Origin of the sequence: Paraburkholderia largidicola, from assembly GCF_013426895.1 — a bacterium.
In the GTDB taxonomy this organism is placed as follows: Bacteria; Pseudomonadota; Gammaproteobacteria; order Burkholderiales; family Burkholderiaceae; genus Paraburkholderia; species Paraburkholderia largidicola.
On the sequence record NZ_AP023174.1, the window covers coordinates 2,731,434 to 2,749,122 of the forward strand.

Annotated in this window: 12 protein-coding genes; 7 read left to right on the top strand and 5 right to left on the bottom strand. The window is 65.4% G+C overall.

The genetic code is table 11. The features are described 5' to 3' along the window. Positions 1–432 precede the first annotated feature (432 nt). Together metG and PPGU16_RS12165 are read left to right on the top strand one after the other, a co-directional pair. Positions 433–2,613 carry a methionine--tRNA ligase gene (metG, locus tag PPGU16_RS12160; protein ID WP_180720203.1) on the top strand — a complete coding sequence of 727 codons (2,181 nt, stop codon included), beginning with the start codon at positions 433–435 and terminating at the stop codon, positions 2,611–2,613. A gap of 299 nt (positions 2,614–2,912) precedes the next feature. Beyond that, positions 2,913–4,811 (top strand): adhesin, encoded by a 1,899-nt coding sequence (locus tag PPGU16_RS12165; RefSeq protein ID WP_180720204.1) that lies wholly within the window; start codon positions 2,913–2,915, stop codon positions 4,809–4,811. 81 nt (positions 4,812–4,892) lie between these two features. On the opposite strand, the gene PPGU16_RS12170 is transcribed toward PPGU16_RS12165, so the two are convergent. Next, a complete protein-coding gene (locus PPGU16_RS12170; protein ID WP_180720205.1) occupies positions 4,893–9,308 on the bottom strand; it encodes a translocation/assembly module TamB domain-containing protein in 4,416 nt (1,471 codons plus the stop codon). Positions 9,309–9,339: 31 nt separating this feature from the next. Beyond that, positions 9,340–11,187, bottom strand: coding sequence for an autotransporter assembly complex protein TamA (locus PPGU16_RS12175; RefSeq protein WP_180720206.1), 1,848 nt, complete (start codon positions 11,185–11,187; stop codon positions 9,340–9,342). A gap of 313 nt (positions 11,188–11,500) precedes the next feature. On the opposite strand from PPGU16_RS12175, the gene PPGU16_RS12180 reads away from it, so the two are divergent. The 4 genes from PPGU16_RS12180 to panD all read left to right on the top strand — a co-directional run bounded on the left by PPGU16_RS12180 (position 11,501) and on the right by panD (position 14,144). Next, a complete protein-coding gene (locus PPGU16_RS12180) occupies positions 11,501–11,686 on the top strand; it encodes a DUF3460 family protein (RefSeq protein WP_180720207.1) in 186 nt (61 codons plus the stop codon). Further along, positions 11,687–12,559, top strand: coding sequence for a segregation and condensation protein A (locus PPGU16_RS12185; protein ID WP_180720208.1), 873 nt, complete (start codon positions 11,687–11,689; stop codon positions 12,557–12,559). A gap of 346 nt (positions 12,560–12,905) precedes the next feature. After that, on the top strand, positions 12,906–13,739 hold the full coding sequence (gene panC, locus PPGU16_RS12190) for a pantoate--beta-alanine ligase (protein WP_180720209.1): 834 nt from the start codon (positions 12,906–12,908) through the stop codon (positions 13,737–13,739). A gap of 18 nt (positions 13,740–13,757) precedes the next feature. Continuing rightward, positions 13,758–14,144 carry an aspartate 1-decarboxylase gene (panD, locus tag PPGU16_RS12195; protein WP_007588587.1) on the top strand — a complete coding sequence of 129 codons (387 nt, stop codon included), beginning with the start codon at positions 13,758–13,760 and terminating at the stop codon, positions 14,142–14,144. Between the two features lie 60 nt (positions 14,145–14,204). Here panD and PPGU16_RS12200 read toward each other — a convergent pair whose 3' ends face one another. Continuing rightward, positions 14,205–14,864, bottom strand: a complete 660-nt coding sequence (locus PPGU16_RS12200) for a ParA family protein (RefSeq protein WP_180720210.1) — start codon at positions 14,862–14,864, stop codon at positions 14,205–14,207. Positions 14,865–15,089: 225 nt separating this feature from the next. On the opposite strand from PPGU16_RS12200, the gene PPGU16_RS12205 reads away from it, so the two are divergent. Continuing rightward, a complete protein-coding gene (locus PPGU16_RS12205; protein WP_180720211.1) occupies positions 15,090–15,509 on the top strand; it encodes a PaaI family thioesterase in 420 nt (139 codons plus the stop codon). 100 nt (positions 15,510–15,609) lie between these two features. Here PPGU16_RS12205 and PPGU16_RS12210 read toward each other — a convergent pair whose 3' ends face one another. Both PPGU16_RS12210 and PPGU16_RS12215 read right to left on the bottom strand, forming a co-directional pair. Continuing rightward, on the bottom strand, positions 15,610–16,044 hold the full coding sequence (locus PPGU16_RS12210; protein ID WP_180720212.1) for a DoxX family protein: 435 nt from the start codon (positions 16,042–16,044) through the stop codon (positions 15,610–15,612). Between the two features lie 122 nt (positions 16,045–16,166). Then, positions 16,167–17,627 carry a cobyric acid synthase gene (locus PPGU16_RS12215; protein ID WP_180722619.1) on the bottom strand — a complete coding sequence of 487 codons (1,461 nt, stop codon included), beginning with the start codon at positions 17,625–17,627 and terminating at the stop codon, positions 16,167–16,169. Positions 17,628–17,689 lie beyond the last annotated feature (62 nt).

The window sequence follows — 17,689 nt, forward strand, 5'->3', positions numbered from 1 at the left end:
GAAAAATTTTTCGAACTCTTGCGAAATTCCACGGTCTGTCTTTACGGTACGTGTGCGGCGATGCCGCCGCGTCACCATTCTCCTCTTGTCGTTGTTGCTCCGGGGCCTATAGCCCCGGTTTTTTTTTGCCCGCGTTTTGCCCGCTTTATGCCCCTCCCCGGCGTGCTTTCCGCGAGCGATGCCTCCCCATTCTTCCCCGCATCACCCAGAAGCCAGGCGTCATCCTTCCTCACGCGCTGCCGCTAACAGTTCACACTGGTAAAATCGCCGATTCGGGCCGGTTCCGCGCGCGACGAGAGTCCGCGAAACCGCGTTCGACACCCGAGCTGCACGAGCGGACACCCCGCCCATGCGGTCCTGGGCACAGCGCCGTCCGCCGACGCCGAAACGTCGTGACGGCCGCCCGTACCTTCCGCCAGTCCATAGACCCACATGTCAGCAACCGACGCCACCGCGGTTCAATCCGCGGACCTCACCGCCGCCGGCGCGCCGAAGGGCCGCCGCCAGATCCTCGTCACGTCTGCCCTGCCGTACGCGAACGGGCAAATCCATATCGGCCATCTGGTCGAATATATCCAGACGGACATCTGGGTCCGGGCGCTGCGAATGCACGGGCACGAGGTCTACTACGTCGGCGCCGACGACACGCACGGCACCCCGATCATGCTGAAGGCGGAGCAGGAAGGCATCACGCCGAAGCAGCTGATCGAGCGTGTGTGGCAGGAGCACAAGCGCGATTTCGACAACTTCGGCATTTCGTTCGACAACTACTACTCGACCGATTCCGAAGAGAACCGCGTGCTGTCCGAGTCGATCTACACGGCGCTGCAGGCGGCCGGCCTGATCGAAGCGCGCGACATCGAGCAGGCATACGACCCCGTCAAGGAAATGTTCCTGCCGGACCGCTTCATCAAGGGCGAATGCCCGAAGTGCCACGCGAAGGACCAGTACGGCGACAACTGCGAAGTGTGCGGCTCGACCTATCAGCCGACCGAGCTGATCAACCCGTACTCGGTCGTGTCGGGCGCGACGCCCGTGAAGAAGACCTCGACGCACTACTTCTTCAAGCTGTCCGATCCGCGCTGCGAGAATTTCCTGCGCGGCTGGGTCGGCGGTCTGGCGCAGCAGGAAGCGACCAACAAGATGCGCGAATGGCTCGGCGACGCGGGCGAAGCGAAGCTCGCCGACTGGGACATCTCGCGCGACGCGCCCTACTTCGGCTTCGAGATTCCCGGCGCGCCGGGCAAGTATTTCTACGTGTGGCTTGACGCGCCCGTGGGCTACTACGCGAGTTTCCGCAATCTGGCGGAAAAGCGCGGCCTCGATTTCGACGCGTGGACGAAAAAAGGCTCGACGACCGAGCAGTATCACTTTATCGGCAAGGACATCCTGTATTTCCACACGCTGTTCTGGCCGGCGATGCTCGAATTCTCGGGCCACCGCACGCCGACCAACGTGTTCGCGCACGGCTTCCTGACCGTCGACGGCGCGAAGATGTCGAAGTCGCGTGGCACCTTCATCACGGCCAACAGCGTGATCGAAACGGGCATGAACCCGGAGTGGCTGCGCTACTACTTCGCGGCCAAGCTGAACAGCACGATGGAAGACATCGACCTGAACCTCGAGGACTTCCAGGCGCGCGTGAACAGCGACCTCGTCGGCAAGTACGTGAACATCGCGAGCCGCGCGGCGGGCTTTTTGATCAAGCGTTTCGACGGCCGCGTGCAGGACAGCGCGATGCAGCATCCGCTGCTCGCGTCGCTGCGCGCCGCGATTCCGCAGATCGCCGCGCACTACGAAGCACGCGACTATGGCCGCGCGCTGCGTCAGACGATGGAACTCGCGGACGCCGTCAATGCGTACGTCGATTCGGCCAAGCCGTGGGATCAGGCGAAGGACCCGGCCAATGCCGTCGCGCTGCACGAAACGTGCAGCGTGTCGCTGGAGGCGTTCCGGTTGCTGTCGCTGGCGCTCAAGCCCGTGCTGCCGAAGGTCATCGAAGCGGCCGAATCGTTCCTCGGCATCGAGCCGCTGACGTGGTCGCACGCGGATACGCCGCTGAGTTCGGCGCGCGCGATCAACGCGTACAAGCATCTGATGACACGCGTCGATCCGAAGCAGATCGAAGCGCTGCTCACCGCGAACCGCGGCTCGCTGCAGCCGACTGCGTCGCCCGAAGCGCAAGCCGCCGACGCAAAGACCAAAGCCAAGGCGCACGCGAAAGCGGCGGCAGCCGCCCACGGCGACGCGCAAGCGAAGCCCGACGACAGCGGCATCATCACGATCGACGACTTCGCGAAGATCGATCTGCGCATCGCGAAGATCGTCGACTGCCGCGCGGTCGAAGGGTCGGACAAGCTGCTGCAACTGACGCTCGACGTCGGCGAAGAGAAGACGCGCAACGTGTTCTCAGGCATCAAGTCGGCGTATCAGCCGGAGCAGCTGGTCGGCAAGCTGACCGTGATGGTCGCGAACCTCGCGCCGCGCAAGATGAAGTTCGGGCTGTCGGAAGGCATGGTGCTCGCGGCATCGGCGGCTGACGAAAAGGCCGAACCGGGCATCTATGTGCTCGAACCGGACAGCGGCGCGAAGCCCGGCATGCGCGTGAAATAACGCAAACGCAAGACTGGCGCTGCATGCACGGCGCCACACGAAAAGCACGTCGCCCGACGTGCTTTTTTTTCGTCCTTTGCGGCCCAATCGGTCGACACAATAGGACTGCTCCTAGATTCATTCGAATCGAATTCTTTGACAATCATGGCCACCCGGCGAGGCGCGCGTCGGACGATGCGTCGCGCGCAATCGACGAGGCCGTCTCGAGCGCTCGTGTCTCATGGCGGCCCGCCGCCCAGTCTCCGCCTTCAACCCGCCGCGGCTTCATTGCGGCACGCTGTTTGAACCCGACCACTGCCATGAGCACTGAATTTTCCCTGGACCAGTTCGAATCCCTTGTCGCACGTTGCGACTACGACGCCGCGCACGAAGCATTGATTGCGCTGCTCAACACGTTCATCTCGAAACGAGGCCGGCTGCCGGGCGTCGATCTGGCATTCGCCGACCCGACGGTTGCCCGGAGCGAAGCGGGCGCAAACACGCTGCAGCGCATCGCCGACGCCGTCACCACGCTCCTTGCCGATCCGCGCTTCGTACTCAGCAATCTGCAGTTCAATCAGCTGTTCGCCGGCCGTCATTGGCTCAACATGATCTTTGTGGCGTCGTCGTACGGCAATTCGGATCACATTCTTCGCGCATTGCTGGCGCACCCCGCAGACCCGGCGGCGCAGGCCGACGCGACGGCGCTGATCCGCAAGCAGATCGTGTTGTACACCCTCGAATCCGCGTACGACATCGACCTCGCCGATCTCGCGAAAGCCGAGCCGGTGCTCGCGGCGAGCCTTGGCATGTCCGTGGTGGCTTCCGCCGTCGTGATCTCGCCCATCGCTCACGCCAAGCGCGAACGCATGATCGAATGGCTGCCGGGCGCGCTCGAATCGATCGACGATCTCGACGACCTGCAAGGCACGGCCGTATGCGGCGCCTACATGCATTGCAGTTATTCGGACCTGCCGGGCCGGCATGAGATCAAGCGCGGTATCAGCCATCTCGTGCGCGCGAAGCTCGGCACGCTCGGACTGCTCGACGGTGAAGCCCACGTCGCGCGCGCCACGTCGTCCGGCGCGCAAGGCACGCGCAAACCGCTGATGATCGTCGTGCTCGAATGGTTCAACGGCGGTCATTCGATCTACCGCACGCATTCGCGCACCATGCTTGCCGCACGCGAGCACTTCGAAGTCGTCGCCTTCGGCGAAGCGCAACACGTGGACGAAGCGGGCCGCGCGGTGTTCGACCGCTTCATCCCGTTCGACTACCCCGAATATGTCGGCGATATCGTCCGCCAGGTGCAGGACTTCGCCCAGGCGCATCAGGCACAGGTGCTGTACATGCCGAGCGTCGGCATGTTCGCGCACACGATCTTTCTGACCAATGTGCGCATCGCGCCGTTGCAGATTGCCGCGCTCGGCCATCCGGCGACGATGCACGCGTCGTGCATCGACTATGTGAGCGTCGAAGAGGACTTCGTCGGCGACCCGGCGTGCTTCAGCGAAAAGCTGATGCGTCTGCCGAAGGACGGCCAGCCGTATGTGCCATCCACCTTGCTCGCCGACATCACCCCGGGCATTCCCGAGCGCGGCGAGTTCGTCGACATCGCGGTGACGGCGAGCGCGATGAAGCTCAATCCGCGCTTTCTCGATGCCTGCCGGCGGATCATCGATACGGCGGACATCCCTGTGCGCCTGCACTTCATGACGGCGTGGTCGGAGGGACTCGACATCGCGTATGTACGTCGGCTGATCGAGGCCGCGCTGCCGCGCGAGCATGCATGGGTCTATGGCGGACTGGCCTATCCGGGCTATCTGAAGGCCATCAACGCGATGGACATGTTCGTAAGCCCGTTCCCGTTCGGCAATACCAACGGCATCGTCGATGCGCTCACGCTTGGCTTGCCTGGCGTCAACCTGTGCGGTCGCGAGGTGTTCGAGCATATCGACAGCGGACTCTTCGGACGCGCCGGCATGCCCGCGTGGCTGACCACCTATTCGGTGGAGGAATACGTTCGCGCGGCAGTGCGGCTCGCCACGCAGCATGAGGAACGGGACAGGTTGCGCCGCAGATTGATCGAAGAAAAGGCCGTCGAGCGCATTTTCGAGGGACGACCCGAGGCATTCGGCAGGAACGTGCTTGCGCTCCTGAACGCTCAGGCACGCGAAACGCGGAAGTCTAACGAGAAATCGAAAGCGAAGGCGAAGTAAGCCGCCGCGCTTCGCCTCGTCGCGTCCAACAGTAGAACCTCCGCCTGCGATCCGGCAATTCGCAGGCATCCGGTTTGTTCATCACCACCGCAGACGGTCGAAACGACGCGTGTACTGCAGGTCCATCCCCTGGAACGTGCCGCCGTACGCGGCCACCGACCAGTAACGCGTCAGATTCACCGTCGCCTTGATCGCGTTGCTCGCCGACTGCAAGCCCTGTTCGTAGCCGATCACGAGCCATTCGCTCATCGCCTTCGACACCATCACGACCTGCGGATCGGTCAGCCCCACTTCGCTCCGCCCGATCGAGAACTCGTCGAGCCCGAACTCCTGCGCGATGCGCTTGCCGCTCGCGCTGCCGAGCAGCGCGAGCGCCGTCGTCATCGTGCTTTGCTGGCCGACGTTGTTGCCCTGATCGGTGCCGTGTCCGAACAGCAGCCACGACAGCTTTTCGTTGTCCGGCACGTTCGGCTCCGAGACCAGCTTCGCGACGGGCGACTGGATCGTGCCCGTCACCTGCACGCCCGCTTCGACCTGCTGGTTGCGGCGCATCGCGAGAATGTTGATGCCAGGGTTCGCGACCGGCCCGTTGAACGTGAAGAAGCCGTTTTCGATGCCGAGCTTGCGGCCGAACGCCGTATAGGTCGAACCTTCCGTCACGCGCACATTGCCGACGGCGCGCAGCGGCAGATTCGGCGCGGACAGCGCCGTGATCGTGCCGCGCAAGCCAACGTCCGCGCCCTGGCCGCGGAAGCGGAATTTCTGGCCGAGATCGATATCGATGTTCGCGCGCGGCGCAAACGCGCCGACGGGCTTGTTCGAATTGCCGACTTCCTGCGGCTTGCCGCTCGCCACCGATCCGTCCGGACGCACCACCACGACGTCGTCGCCCAGCCGCGGCTCGGACTTGTCGGGCATGTCGAACAGTGCGTGATCGATGACGAACTTGCCGTTGATCGCGAGTCCGCCCTGGGTGCCCGCGTTGGCAACGCTCGCGCTGCCCGACATCGTCAGCTGCCGGTCCGGCGACGCGAAGAGTTCGAGCTGATCGGCGACGATGCTGGCCGTCAGATCGGGCTCGGTGTTATCCAGCCGCACGCGGCCCGTCGCGCGCAGCGTGCCCGTTGCGCCGTGGAACTCGACCTGCTGGAAATCGACGAGATTCTCGGACAGTGCGATGCGCACCACGCCGTCCTTCAACTGCACGCCGAGATCGACGAGCGTCGCGGACAACCCGTCGCCCACCAGCGAGCCCGACAGATTCGGCTTTGCGACCGTGCCGCCGAGTGCTAGCTTCAGCGCCAGATGGCCGTCGAGCAGATAGCTCGGCCCGAACAGGCCGCCCGTCGTTTTCAGAGACGGCACATTCGCGTTGATCGAGCCCGACAGCGGCCCTTCGTCGCTGACCGTCAGCACGCCGTCGCGCGGCACGAGCGTCGTGTGCGCCGACGCGTCGACCACGCCGATGCGGCTCGCCTGCGCATGCACGGTCGCGTTCAGCTGATTGCCGCCGCTGAAATCGGCGCGCGCCGCGACGTCGGTGATGCCGAGCGGCGCGAAGCCGCGTCCCACTTCGATCGTGATGTCGCCGCCGCGCCGCTTCAGCTCGATATGGCCCGTCGCCGTCTCGCCGAGCGCAAAGTCCCAGTTGCCGTCGAACACGACGTCCGTCTTCAAGTTCGACGGCACGCCCGTAAATTCCTGGCGCAGTTCGAGCATGCGCGCCACCGATACACCCGTCAGCGTGCCCGCCGACTTGATGCGTCCGTGATCGAGCGCGAACGACTTCAGGTCGAGCACCGACCCTTCCAGCGTGAGCCGGGTCGGGCCGAGCGTCACGCGCTGGCCGCCGGCGCTGACGGTCAGCGGCGTCTCCATGTTCAGCGCGGGCGTGCCCTTGTTCGACAGGCGCGTGACGGTGCCGTCCCAGTGCGTGCCGTCGCGCGCATCGGTGAGCTTGCCGTTGGCGGCCACGGCCAGATCGAGCGGGCGGCCTTGCAGCGTGCCCGTCGCGGCAGCGTCGAGCGTGTGCTTCGCGCGCGTGCCGTTCAGGCGCGCGGTGAGCGTGTTCAGTTCGACGCCCGCCGTGCTGATGTTGCGCGCATCCGTCGTGAAGACCATCGCGCCGTTCGCGCCGTCGCGCAGCTCGGCGTGACCTTCCGCGTGGCCGACCTTGTTCGCGCCGAACACGACGCTGTCGGCCTTGTAGTCGAGCGCGACATTCGGATGCTCGAAAGTACCCGTCACGTCGCCCTGCGCCGCGACGAGGCCGGCGAGGCCGAAGCCGAGCCGCTCGAGTTCCGGCGCGTCGATATGAAAGCGCAGCCGGTCGCCGCGCGCGCCGAAGCTGCCTTGCAGATCGACCTGATTGCCCGCCACCGACAGATTCGCGCGGCTCGGCAGGATGCGCGAACCGGCCAGCTGGATGGTGCCGCTGCCTGTCATCGGCAGGCCGTCGTAGACGCTTTCGCCCAGACGAAACTCGGCTTTTGTCGTGAAGGTCGGCGCGAGCAAGCCCGCCGCCGTCAGCGTGCCGTTCACGCGCGCTTCGATCTTGCGCGATGCGGGTGCTTTCACGGGCGCTTTCGGCGGACTCGCCTGGGCACGCTTGCCCTTGCCCTTGCTTGCGCCGTTTGTGCCGCTCCCGCCGGCTGGCGCCGCCGCGCGCGACGGCGTTTGCGTCGTCAGCGACAGCGGATCGAAGTCGGTCAGCGTCGCCTTCAGGTTGTAGGTGGAACTGGCATCGCGCTTGATCGCGCCATTCAGGTCGATACGCCCTTTGCCTGAACTCACGCGCACGTCGTTGAAACTGGTGCGTGCGGGATCGAGCGTGACCTTGCCTTGCACGCGCAGCGCAGCCTTCGGATCGTTCAGATCGAGTGTGACGCTTTGCACGTCGTCGTTCAGCCGGATCGAGACGGGACCGGCGAACTGCGTCGGCCGCACGCTGGATTGCAGTGCGTTCAGATCGAGCTTCGCGACCTTCAGGTCGAACTGGCCGCGCTTGCCCATCAGCGCGCCGCCGCCCGTGACGGTCGCTTCCTTGACCAGACGCACATTGAGGTCCGAAATGCGCTGCGCCCTGGCGTCGAGCTGCACATCGGCGCGCGCGTCGATCAGCGGCAGCAGATGCGCGTCGATCGAACCGGGCTTCGCGTTCACGATCGACACCTGGCCTTGCACCGCGAAGCCCGGCGAACCACGGGTCGCGTCGCCCTGCACCTGAGAGGCCGCCAGCGGTGCGCTTGCCGCACTCGCTGCACTCGCGAGGACTGCGGAACTTGCCGCGCGGCCGGCTTTTGGCGAACTGGCCGAGCTGGCGGCACGCGCAGATTTCGCCGCGCTCGCCGGACGTGCCGCACGCGCGGATTTCACCGCGCTCGCCGTACCTGCCGAACTCGCCGCCGCGACCGGGCTTGCAGCCGCTACGGCACTCGCCATGCTCGCCACGTCCGCCCCGCTCGCCGGCACCACATGCCCCGCCGCATCCCGCTGCACCGGCTGGAGTTCCGCGCGCACCGCGAGATCGGCCAGCGGCGCGCCGGGCGCGAAGGCTTGCGGATTGACGTGATCGAAGACCAGCGTCGCGCGCTGCAACGGCACCTCCGCGAACGGCGTCGCCTCGACCCGCGCGTGGCCCGTCAGCTTCATCCCCGATGCGTCGAGTTCGGCGATCAGCGTTTCGAGCGAACCGGAAAGATGCGCGCGCACCTGCACGGCTTCGTCGTTGACCTTGCCGGAATAGCCGGCGTCGCCCGTCAACGGAAACGGCCGCACGCCGTCGAGCTTCGCCGCTGCCGTCACTGCGCCGAACGGCGTGTCGAGGCGGTCGACGGAGGCTTCGTGATGGCGCCCGTCGCTGCGCCCATGAAACAGCAGCCGCGCGTATTCGGAGGTCGATGCGCCCTCGTGGAGGATCAGCTTCTCGACGCTCAGATCGCGCACGGCCAGTTGCAGCGGCAGGCGCAGGTCCTTCGGCAGGCTCATCGGCTCGGACTTCGACGTCGACGGCGCGATACGCGCATCGACGGTGCCGATATGCAGATAATCGACGATGAAACGCCACGGCTTGTCGGACAGCGCCCATTTCCCGTCGATGCGGTCGATGCGAATGTCCGTGCCGCTGCCGTCGAGGCTGCGCCAGCGCACGTCGCGCATATGCAGCCCCGTCGCGATCGCGCCGCCGTCGAGCTTGCCTTCGAGCTGGCCGTGCAGCAGCTTCACGGCCGTCTGCCACGCGTACGCGGTGCCGCGTTCGGTAACCACCAGGCCGTACAGCAGACCGCCCACCAACGCCACGAGCACCGCCGGCACGGTAATCGCCCACACGATCTTTTTCCACAGGCGCCCACGCCGCCGCGGCTTCTTGCCCGGCGGTGCACCATCAGGCGGCGAACCATCCGGACCGCGCGGCGGAGTGCCGCCCGGCGGCTCGCCGCCTGGCGCTGCGTCGCCGGGCGGGTGGTCGGATGGGTTCTCGGATGGTTCCGTCGTCATGCTCAAGAAGTGCCGTCGATTCAGTGTGATGTCAGAACGCGATGCCGAGCGTCAGATACGGCCGCACGCTGCCGTTACGCGTGCCGTATGCAAGATCGACGTTGACCGGGCCGACGGGGCTGCGCCAGCGCGCGCCAAAGCCGACGCCCGGATAGAAAACTTTCTCGCCCCACGCGTCGGTGGCCGTGCCGATGTCGAAGAACACGGCCGCGCCCCAGTCGCGGTTGAACCAGTGCTGATACTCGGAAGTCGCCGTCACGAGGTACTTGGTCGGCAGAATCGAGCCGCCGACGTTGTTACCGATGCTCTGATACCCATAGCCGCGCACCGAGTTCGAGCCGCCCGCGCGGAACAGCAGCGACGCGGGCACGCCGCTCGACGGGCCGCTGGTGAACACGCCGCCCAGCTCCGCGCGAAACAGGACGAGGTCACGCGCGCCGACGGGCAGGTATTGCTGGCCGCGGGCATAGCCGCGAATGAAGGTCTGGTCGGTCGCCACACCCTTGACCGCGAAGCCTGCCTCCACGTGGATCAGGTTGCCCGAGCGGGGAAACAGCGGGTCGTCGGTATTGCGGCGCGTCCATGACCACGCGGGCACGAGCGCGCGGCTCGTGGTCGGCGCCTGGGTATTCTGGTCCAGCCTGTCCTGGTAGTAGAGCAGCGAGTACGCGTAGTCGATGTATTGCGACGTCCGCGTGCGCTGCACGCCCGCGCGCAAGCTGTAGATGCGCGTGTCGGACACGTTGGTGCTGGTGTACGACACCAGCGCGCTGTTGGTCCAGCCTCGCAGGCCGGGCGGCATCGCTAGCGTCACCTGACCGTACTGCTGGATCTGGTCGAGCCGGCCAGCGACGGTAAACGGCCAGGCCGCGCCAAACGTGTCGAGATACGAATACGAGCCCTGCACGTGCGCGCCCGTATCCGTCGAATAGCCGACGCCGCCGCGCACGCTGTTGTACGGAAACTCGCTGACCTTCACGTGCACGGGTGTTTCGAGTGGCTTTTCCGTGTCGTTGCCGACATCGATTGCGACGCTCGCGTAGTACGGCGTGTTCTGCAACTGGCGCTGCAGTTCGGTCACGCGCTGGACATCGTAGACTTCGCCCGGCGAGATCGGATTCACGTTCGTCACGATACGTTCCGGATAGCGGCGCGTGCCCTCGACGTCCAGCTTGCCCATCGTGAACGTGGGTCCGCTGTCGTAAGTGACCGTCAGCTTCGCGTCGTGCGTGCGCGGATCGATCCGCGCCTCCGAGCGCGAGATCTTCGCGCCAAGGTAGCGGCGCGACTGCAGCGCCTTGAGCGACGCGTCCTTCGCGTCGTCCCAGTCCGACTGCGTGAACGGTTCGCCCTCGTGCAGCGAGAACGCAAAGCGGGTCTTGTTTTCCTGCTCGGGGTCTTCCGTCAGCACGGGGCCGCGAAACGATAGCGAAATCGACGAAATGATCGTGCGCGGGCCGGGATCGACGGAGACGCGCACCACCTTTTTGTCGTCGACGGTGCGCACGTCGGTGCGCACGACGGGCGTGAAATAGCCTTGCGTCGACGTCAGATCGCGCACCTGCTGCGGCGTCGCCGTCACGAGGAATTCGAACTGGTCGGGGCTGATGTCCTCGCGTTTCGCGAAGCGGGCAATGTCCAGATGCTCTTCGAGCAGCTTGCGCAACGAGCGCGGCTCCGCTTCCACGTCGACCTCGTACGACGGCTTCGCGCGCGCGGCGTGAGCATGCGTCGCGACGAGCAGCAGCACGCAGAACCCGCACGACAGACATGCGCGCAACAGCATCGCCGCAAACGATGCGCGCGGCATCGCGCGACGGCCTGTCACGGTGCTTTCGGTGCGATGCTTGCGCGACCGCTCGATGGCCCACCCCGCCAAACACGACCTCCGGCTCTTATTGACCATTGTTGATGAATGCCGACACCCGGCCCGTCTGGGCGCGAGGGGAACGAGCGCTATTTGAACACATCGGTGGCGACACGCGATTGACGGGACGCGCCGTGAATGCCCCGCAGCCACGCGGCGAGCCGGACGCCCGGCTTGGACGCCACCGGCCGCCCGCGGTTCCGTCCGGTTCCGCCGACTTTTCGCTTGGGGTGGGCGAGCTTGCGGTAAAATCCTGTCCTGCACGAGCGGCCCCGCGTCATCAGCACTTCGCGGCGCCGTCATCTTCATTCACGGACGTCGAGCCATGTATCAATCGGATATCACGCAGTTCCTGAATCAACTGAAGGCGCAAAAGCCCACTCTGGAAGAAGAACAGCGCCGCGGCCGCTCGCTGCTGTGGGACAAGCAGCCGATCGACCTCGACGAGCGCGCATCCAACCAGGCTGCCCGCGTGCAGCAGAATCCGTACGTCTACTACCAGAACTTCTAAGTGACCACCGCCGACGAGGCCCGCGCCGCTTCGGGACAGCCCGACGCAGCGCTCGCCGCGCCCGCTACCGATTCGACGCCCAACACCGTCGACGGCATCGCTTTCGCTCGCCTGTACGGCGAGCCGCTGTTCAAGCTGCCGCAGGATCTCTACATCCCGCCCGACGCGCTCGAAGTCTTTCTGGAGACTTTCGAAGGCCCGCTGGACCTGCTGCTGTACCTGATTCGCAAGCAGAACTTCAACGTGCTCGACATTCCGATGGCCGAGGTCACGAACCAGTATCTCGGCTATGTCGAACAGTTGCGCAAGACCAATCTCGAGCTCGCCGCCGAATATCTGCTGATGGCCGCGATGCTCATCGAGATCAAGTCGCGCATGCTGCTGCCCGTGAAGAAGGCGGACACGGGCGAGGAAGCGGAAGATCCGCGCGCCGAACTGGTCCGCCGCCTGCTCGAATACGAGCAGATGAAGCTCGCGGCACAGCGTCTCGACCAGTTGCCGCAACTCGGCCGCGATTTCCTGCGCGCCGAGGTGTACATCGAGCAGAGCATCACGCCGCGCTTCCCCGACGTGAACACGGACGACCTGCGCTCCGCGTGGGCCGACGTGATCAAGCGCGCCAAGCTCGTCCAGCATCACAAGATCTCGCGCGAAGAGCTGTCGGTGCGCGAGCACATGAGCGTGATCCTGCGCAAGCTGCAGGGCGCGCGCTTCATGGAGTTTTCCGAACTGTTCGACACGACGCGCGGCGTACCCGTCGTCGTCGTGAACTTCATCGCGATGCTCGAACTGTCGCGTGAATCGTTGATCGAGATCACGCAAGCCGAGCCGTTCGCGCCGATTTACGTGCGGCTGGCTTATCTGCCGGCCTGACGGGCTGCCGGCCGCGGCGCGGGGATGTCATTGCAGCATGCCGTTTTCCCGCTGTCGCAGCCGTTCACGGAACCGAAATCAGGCTGTCCGGACGCCGTAGCGCGTGGCTTATCAGGCCTGCGTCGCGTCCCAGTATCCGGAATGCCAGGCGTTTACCCCGCCGCCCAAACTCGGTGCAGCACGACAATAAATCCACTACAATCCCGCGCTCGAAGCCAGCCCCGGATGGCCGGCCTCAGGCTTGACGTGGATTCCCGACACCGCGCGCACCGTCGCGTGAACGAGACAACCGCGAGCCTCGCTGCCGCCCGCCGGCGGTCGGCGTGACTCACAACATCGCCCGATCATGAAAGTCATCAGCTCGATCCAGGAATTGCGCGACCAGTTGCGCGGCCAGAACCGCACCGCCTTCGTGCCGACGATGGGCAACCTGCACGAGGGCCATCTGTCGCTGATGCGCCTGGCGCGCCAGCACGGCGACCCGGTGGTGGCGAGCATCTTCGTGAACCGCCTGCAGTTCGGACCGAACGAAGACTTCGACAAATATCCGCGCACGCTCCAGGACGACATCGACAAGCTGCAGAAGGAAAACGTCTACGTGCTGTTCGCGCCCACGGAACGGGACATGTACCCGCAGCCGCAGGAATACCGCGTGCATCCGCCGCACGATCTCGGCGACATCCTCGAAGGCGAATTCCGGCCCGGCTTCTTCACGGGCGTCTGCACGGTCGTGATGAAGCTGATGTCGTGCGTGCAGCCGCGTGTCGCCGTGTTCGGCAAGAAGGATTACCAGCAGTTGATGATCGTGCGCGCCATGACCGAGCAGTTCGCGCTGCCGTGCGACATCGTCGCCGCCGAAACCGTGCGCGATGCCGACGGCCTCGCGCTCAGCTCGCGCAACCGCTATCTGCAGGAGGCCGAGCGCGCCGAAGCACCGATGCTCGCGGTCACGCTCGGGCGTGTGCGCGAAGCCGTGCTGTCGGGCAACCGGGACTTCGCGAAGCTGGAGCAGGAGGCGGTCGCCTCGCTGGCTGCGCGCGGCTGGAAACCGGACTACATCGCAATCCGCAAGCGTTCGAACCTCGTCGCGCCCGCCGCCCACGAACTGGACGCGCCGCTCGTCGTGGTCGCCGCCGCGAAGCTCGGCGCGACGCGCCTGATCGACAACCTCGAAATCTGACGGCCAGAAGGACAAGCCATGCAACGCAATATGCTGAAGTCGAAGATTCACCGCGCGGTGGTCACGCACTGCGAACTGCACTACGAAGGCTCGTGCGCAATCGACGAAAACCTGCTCGAAGCGGCGAACATCGTCGAGAACGAGCGCATCGATATCTGGAACATCAACAACGGCGAGCGCTTTTCGACGTATGCGATCAAGGGCGAGCGCGGCAGCGGCATGATCTCGCTGAACGGCTCGGCGGCACGGCGCGCGCAACTGGGCGATCTGGTGATCATCGCGGCGTTCGCGAACGTCGACGAAGAAGAATTGAAGGCGGGCTGGAAGCCGGATCTGGTGTTCGTCGACGAAAACAACGTGATCAAGGGCAGCCGCGACCACGTGCCGACGCAAAGCTGGAGCTGATCGCCCCGGCCGCCTGAATCACCTGCAGAAACACAGCTAAAGGCGCTTGCGAAAGCGCCTTTAGCTTTTCTTGGCGCCGCCCTTCCCGTTCGCGGCTTTACCGTCGACCCACTCGGTGATCGACGCCCACTGTTCCAGATCCTTCTCGACGCGGCTCTTCGCGACGTCCCACAGCGTCAGCCCGTGCGCCGCGAGCTGCACGTAGTTCTGCGTGTCGCGCAGATAGCCGAGCACGGGCAGATCCAGCCCTTCGACGAAGCGATGCAACTGGTCCGCCGACTTCGTGCGCGCATCCACCCGCATGCCGACCACGCCGATTTCGATGGCACCCTTGCGCACGGCCTTTTCTTTGGCGAGGCGCTCGAGAAATTCCTTGGTCGCGAGAATATCGAAGATGGACGGCTGCAGCGGCACGATCACCTTGTCCGCCAGCGACAACGCCACGTTCAGCCGGTTGCCGTGCAGCCCGGCGGGCGTGTCGATCACGGCCTGCTCGAGGCCTTTGGGCGGCTTCGCGGGCGCATCGGGATCGACCTCCCAGGTTTCGATGGCCGGCAGGGTCTCCGGACGCAGATCGAGCCATGCGTGCGCGGACTGCTGCCGGTCGAGGTCGGCGAGCGCGACCCATTGGCCTTCTGCCGCGAAATAGCCAGCCAGATTGGTCGACAGCGTGCTCTTGCCCACGCCGCCCTTTGGATTCGCCACCACGATCACCGTCATGAATTCTCCCGGGAAGATGGCTGGCGCTGGCCAGCCGGTTTGCCGCTCGACTTCCGGCCCGCCCGCGCGTTGAAGCTCGCTGCGACGGTTCGTGCCGATCCGTTGCCTGCGCGCGCGGCGTGGCCGATGGGTTCCAGGCGTTGATAATATCGGCAAAACCCGTCAGGCCGAAGTCCCTACACGCCTGAGGGACGCTTCCAGCCCCTTTTTTCGAGAACGATGACCATGAGCAAACTGCGCAGCGAATACACGATCGAACGGCTTCACGAACGCCAGAAAGGCTCGCTGCCGGGCTTGCTGGGCGTGCGCGTCACCGGCCTCGAGGAAGGCACGCTGACGGCCGAACTGACCGTGCGCAGCGAACTGCTCGCGCCGAACGGCTTCCTGCACGCGGCCACCGTGATCGGTCTCGCCGACACGGCCTGCGGCTACGCGTGCCTCGCGCACCTGCCCGATAATGCGCGCAATTTCACGACGATCGAGCTGAAGAGCAATTTTGTCGGGACATCGACGGAAGGGACGATCCGCGCTGTTGCGAAGGCCGTGCATCTGGGCCGCAGCACACAGGTATGGGACGCGACCGTGACGGCGCCCGACGGCAAGACGATGGCCTTGTTCCGCTGCACGCAGATTGTCTTGTACTGAGCATTGATGCTCTGAAACGGCAAAACGGCGCGAGGCGGGAAGGCCTGCGCGCCGTTTCAATGGCAGGCTGGCGTTGCTGCGCCAGCCGTCTGCTGCAAGATCAGGCCGCTTTGCGCGACTGGCCAATCGACGCCGCCTTCACGCCGCCCACCGCATACAGGCCATTGCCGAGCAGCGACTGAACGATCAGCGTGACCGCCCAGAACGCCGGGTACTCCCAGCCGCCGTGCGGCGACGCGAAGCCCCAGCCGTTCGGCAGATGCACCGACAGCGCGCCGAGCATGAACGGCAGCAGCACCAGCGCGACCCAGCGGACCTGCACGCCGAGCAGCAGCGCGATACCGCCCGCCAATTCGACGAAGGCCGTCAGATAGCCGAGCCAGCCCGGATAGCCGATCGACTGGAAGAATTGCGCCGTGCCCGGCAGCGTGAAGACGAAGATTTTCTGGAGGCTGTGCGCCAGGTACATCACGCCGAGGGCGAGGCGCAGGATCGTGGCGGCAAGCTCGGGTTTGCTGTCGACGGTCGGGTTCATGTCGGTTCCTTAGGATCGGGTTTGACCGCGCGGAATGCGCCGTCGATGGAACGGACTTTATTCGAACCCATGCGTGAGAAAAATCGCCTGGACGGCTTAGATTAATTCCTGTCGAGAACGAATCAACCGACAGCCGCCCACAACCGCTTCAGATCGAGATGCTCGGCGAGCGTATCGGCGAGGCGCTCCAGCGACGCCTCGCGCAGCGCCGGATAGTCGATCGCCTCGGCTGCCTTCAGCCCCGCCCACTCGAGCAGCGCAGCGCACGCGGCCGGCGTGTCGAACAGACCGTGCACGTAGGTCGCGAGAATCTGGCCGTCGGCGGAACGCGCGCCGTCGGGGCGCAGACTGCCTGTCTCGTCGGCTAGCAGCAGCGCTGGAGCATCGAGCGCGGGCCCTTGCGTCTCACCCATGTGAATCTCGTAGCCGGCGATGTCGGCGGCCGCTTCGGTGGCTAGGCGTCCCGTCACGTTCTTGAGTGTCTTCTCGCGCGTGAGCGTCGTCGAGAAGTCGAGCCAGCCGAGCCCCGCGACCGTCGCGGGCGGCCCTTCGACGCCATACGGGTCCGCCACTTCGCGCCCGAGCATCTGCATACCGCCGCAAATGCCGATCACCCGCCCGCCGTAACGCAGATGCTTCTGGAGCACGGCATCCCAGCCCTGCGCGCGTAAGAACGCCAGGTCGCCCTGCACGTTCTTCGAGCCGGGCAGGATGATCAGATCGGCTGCCGGTGGCGTGCCGCCCGCGCGCACGTAGTGGAAATCGACTTGCGGATGGGCGCGCAGCGCATCGAAATCCGTGTGATTGCTGATGTGCGGCAGCACGGGCACGACGACGCGCAGCATGTCCGCCCCGTTCGCGTTAGCGGCGCGCAACTCGCGCGGCAGCATGTCTTCGGCATCGAGCGTGAGGCCATGCAGATACGGCACGACGCCGAGCACGGGCTTGCCCGTTTTCGCCTCCAGCCAGTCGAGCCCCGGTTGCAACAGGCTCACGTCGCCGCGAAAGCGGTTGATCACGAAGCCGCGCACGCGCGCCTGCTCGGTCTCGGACAAACAGGCGAGCGTACCCGTCAGATGCGCGAACACGCCGCCGCGATCGATGTCGGCGACGAGCACGACGGGGCAATCCACCGCCTCCGCAAAACCCATGTTCGCGATGTCGCGCTCGCGCAGATTGATCTCGGCGGGACTGCCCGCGCCTTCGACGAAAATCGTGTCGTACGACGCCTTGAGCCGCGCATACGATTCGAGCACCGCTTCGAACGCGACGGGCTTGTAGTCGTGATACGCGCGCGCGTCGAGATTCATGCGCGCCTTGCCGTGGATGATCACCTGCGCGCCGCGGTCGCTGGTCGGCTTGAGCAGCACGGGGTTGAGATCGGTATGCGCGTCGATGCCCGCGGCCACCGCCTGCAATGCCTGTGCGCGGCCGATCTCGCCGCCATCGACGGTCACGGCGCTGTTGAGCGCCATGTTCTGCGGCTTGAACGGCGCGACCCGCGCACCCGTGCGCCGCGCGAGACGGCATAGGCCAGCGACGAGCGTGCTCTTGCCCGCGTCGGACGTCGTGCCTTGAATCATCAGCGTGCCGCGTGGCACTTCGAGCGGTTCAGATGGAACGTCGGGAATGGAAGACACAGTGT

What these genes read in the sequence shown, in the direction of transcription:
- metG (WP_180720203.1), top strand. Translation starts at nt 433, where the DNA reads ATGTCAGCAACCGACGCCACCGCGGTTCAATCCGCGGACCTCACCGCC.
- PPGU16_RS12165 (WP_180720204.1), top strand. Translation starts at nt 2,913, where the DNA reads ATGAGCACTGAATTTTCCCTGGACCAGTTCGAATCCCTTGTCGCACGT.
- PPGU16_RS12170 (WP_180720205.1), bottom strand. Translation starts at nt 9,308, where the DNA reads ATGACGACGGAACCATCCGAGAACCCATCCGACCACCCGCCCGGCGAC.
- PPGU16_RS12180 (WP_180720207.1), top strand. Translation starts at nt 11,501, where the DNA reads ATGTATCAATCGGATATCACGCAGTTCCTGAATCAACTGAAGGCGCAA.
- panC (WP_180720209.1), top strand. Translation starts at nt 12,906, where the DNA reads ATGAAAGTCATCAGCTCGATCCAGGAATTGCGCGACCAGTTGCGCGGC.
- panD (WP_007588587.1), top strand. Translation starts at nt 13,758, where the DNA reads ATGCAACGCAATATGCTGAAGTCGAAGATTCACCGCGCGGTGGTCACG.
- PPGU16_RS12200 (WP_180720210.1), bottom strand. Translation starts at nt 14,864, where the DNA reads ATGACGGTGATCGTGGTGGCGAATCCAAAGGGCGGCGTGGGCAAGAGC.
- PPGU16_RS12205 (WP_180720211.1), top strand. Translation starts at nt 15,090, where the DNA reads ATGAGCAAACTGCGCAGCGAATACACGATCGAACGGCTTCACGAACGC.
- PPGU16_RS12210 (WP_180720212.1), bottom strand. Translation starts at nt 16,044, where the DNA reads ATGAACCCGACCGTCGACAGCAAACCCGAGCTTGCCGCCACGATCCTG.
- PPGU16_RS12215 (WP_180722619.1), bottom strand. Translation starts at nt 17,627, where the DNA reads ATGATTCAAGGCACGACGTCCGACGCGGGCAAGAGCACGCTCGTCGCT.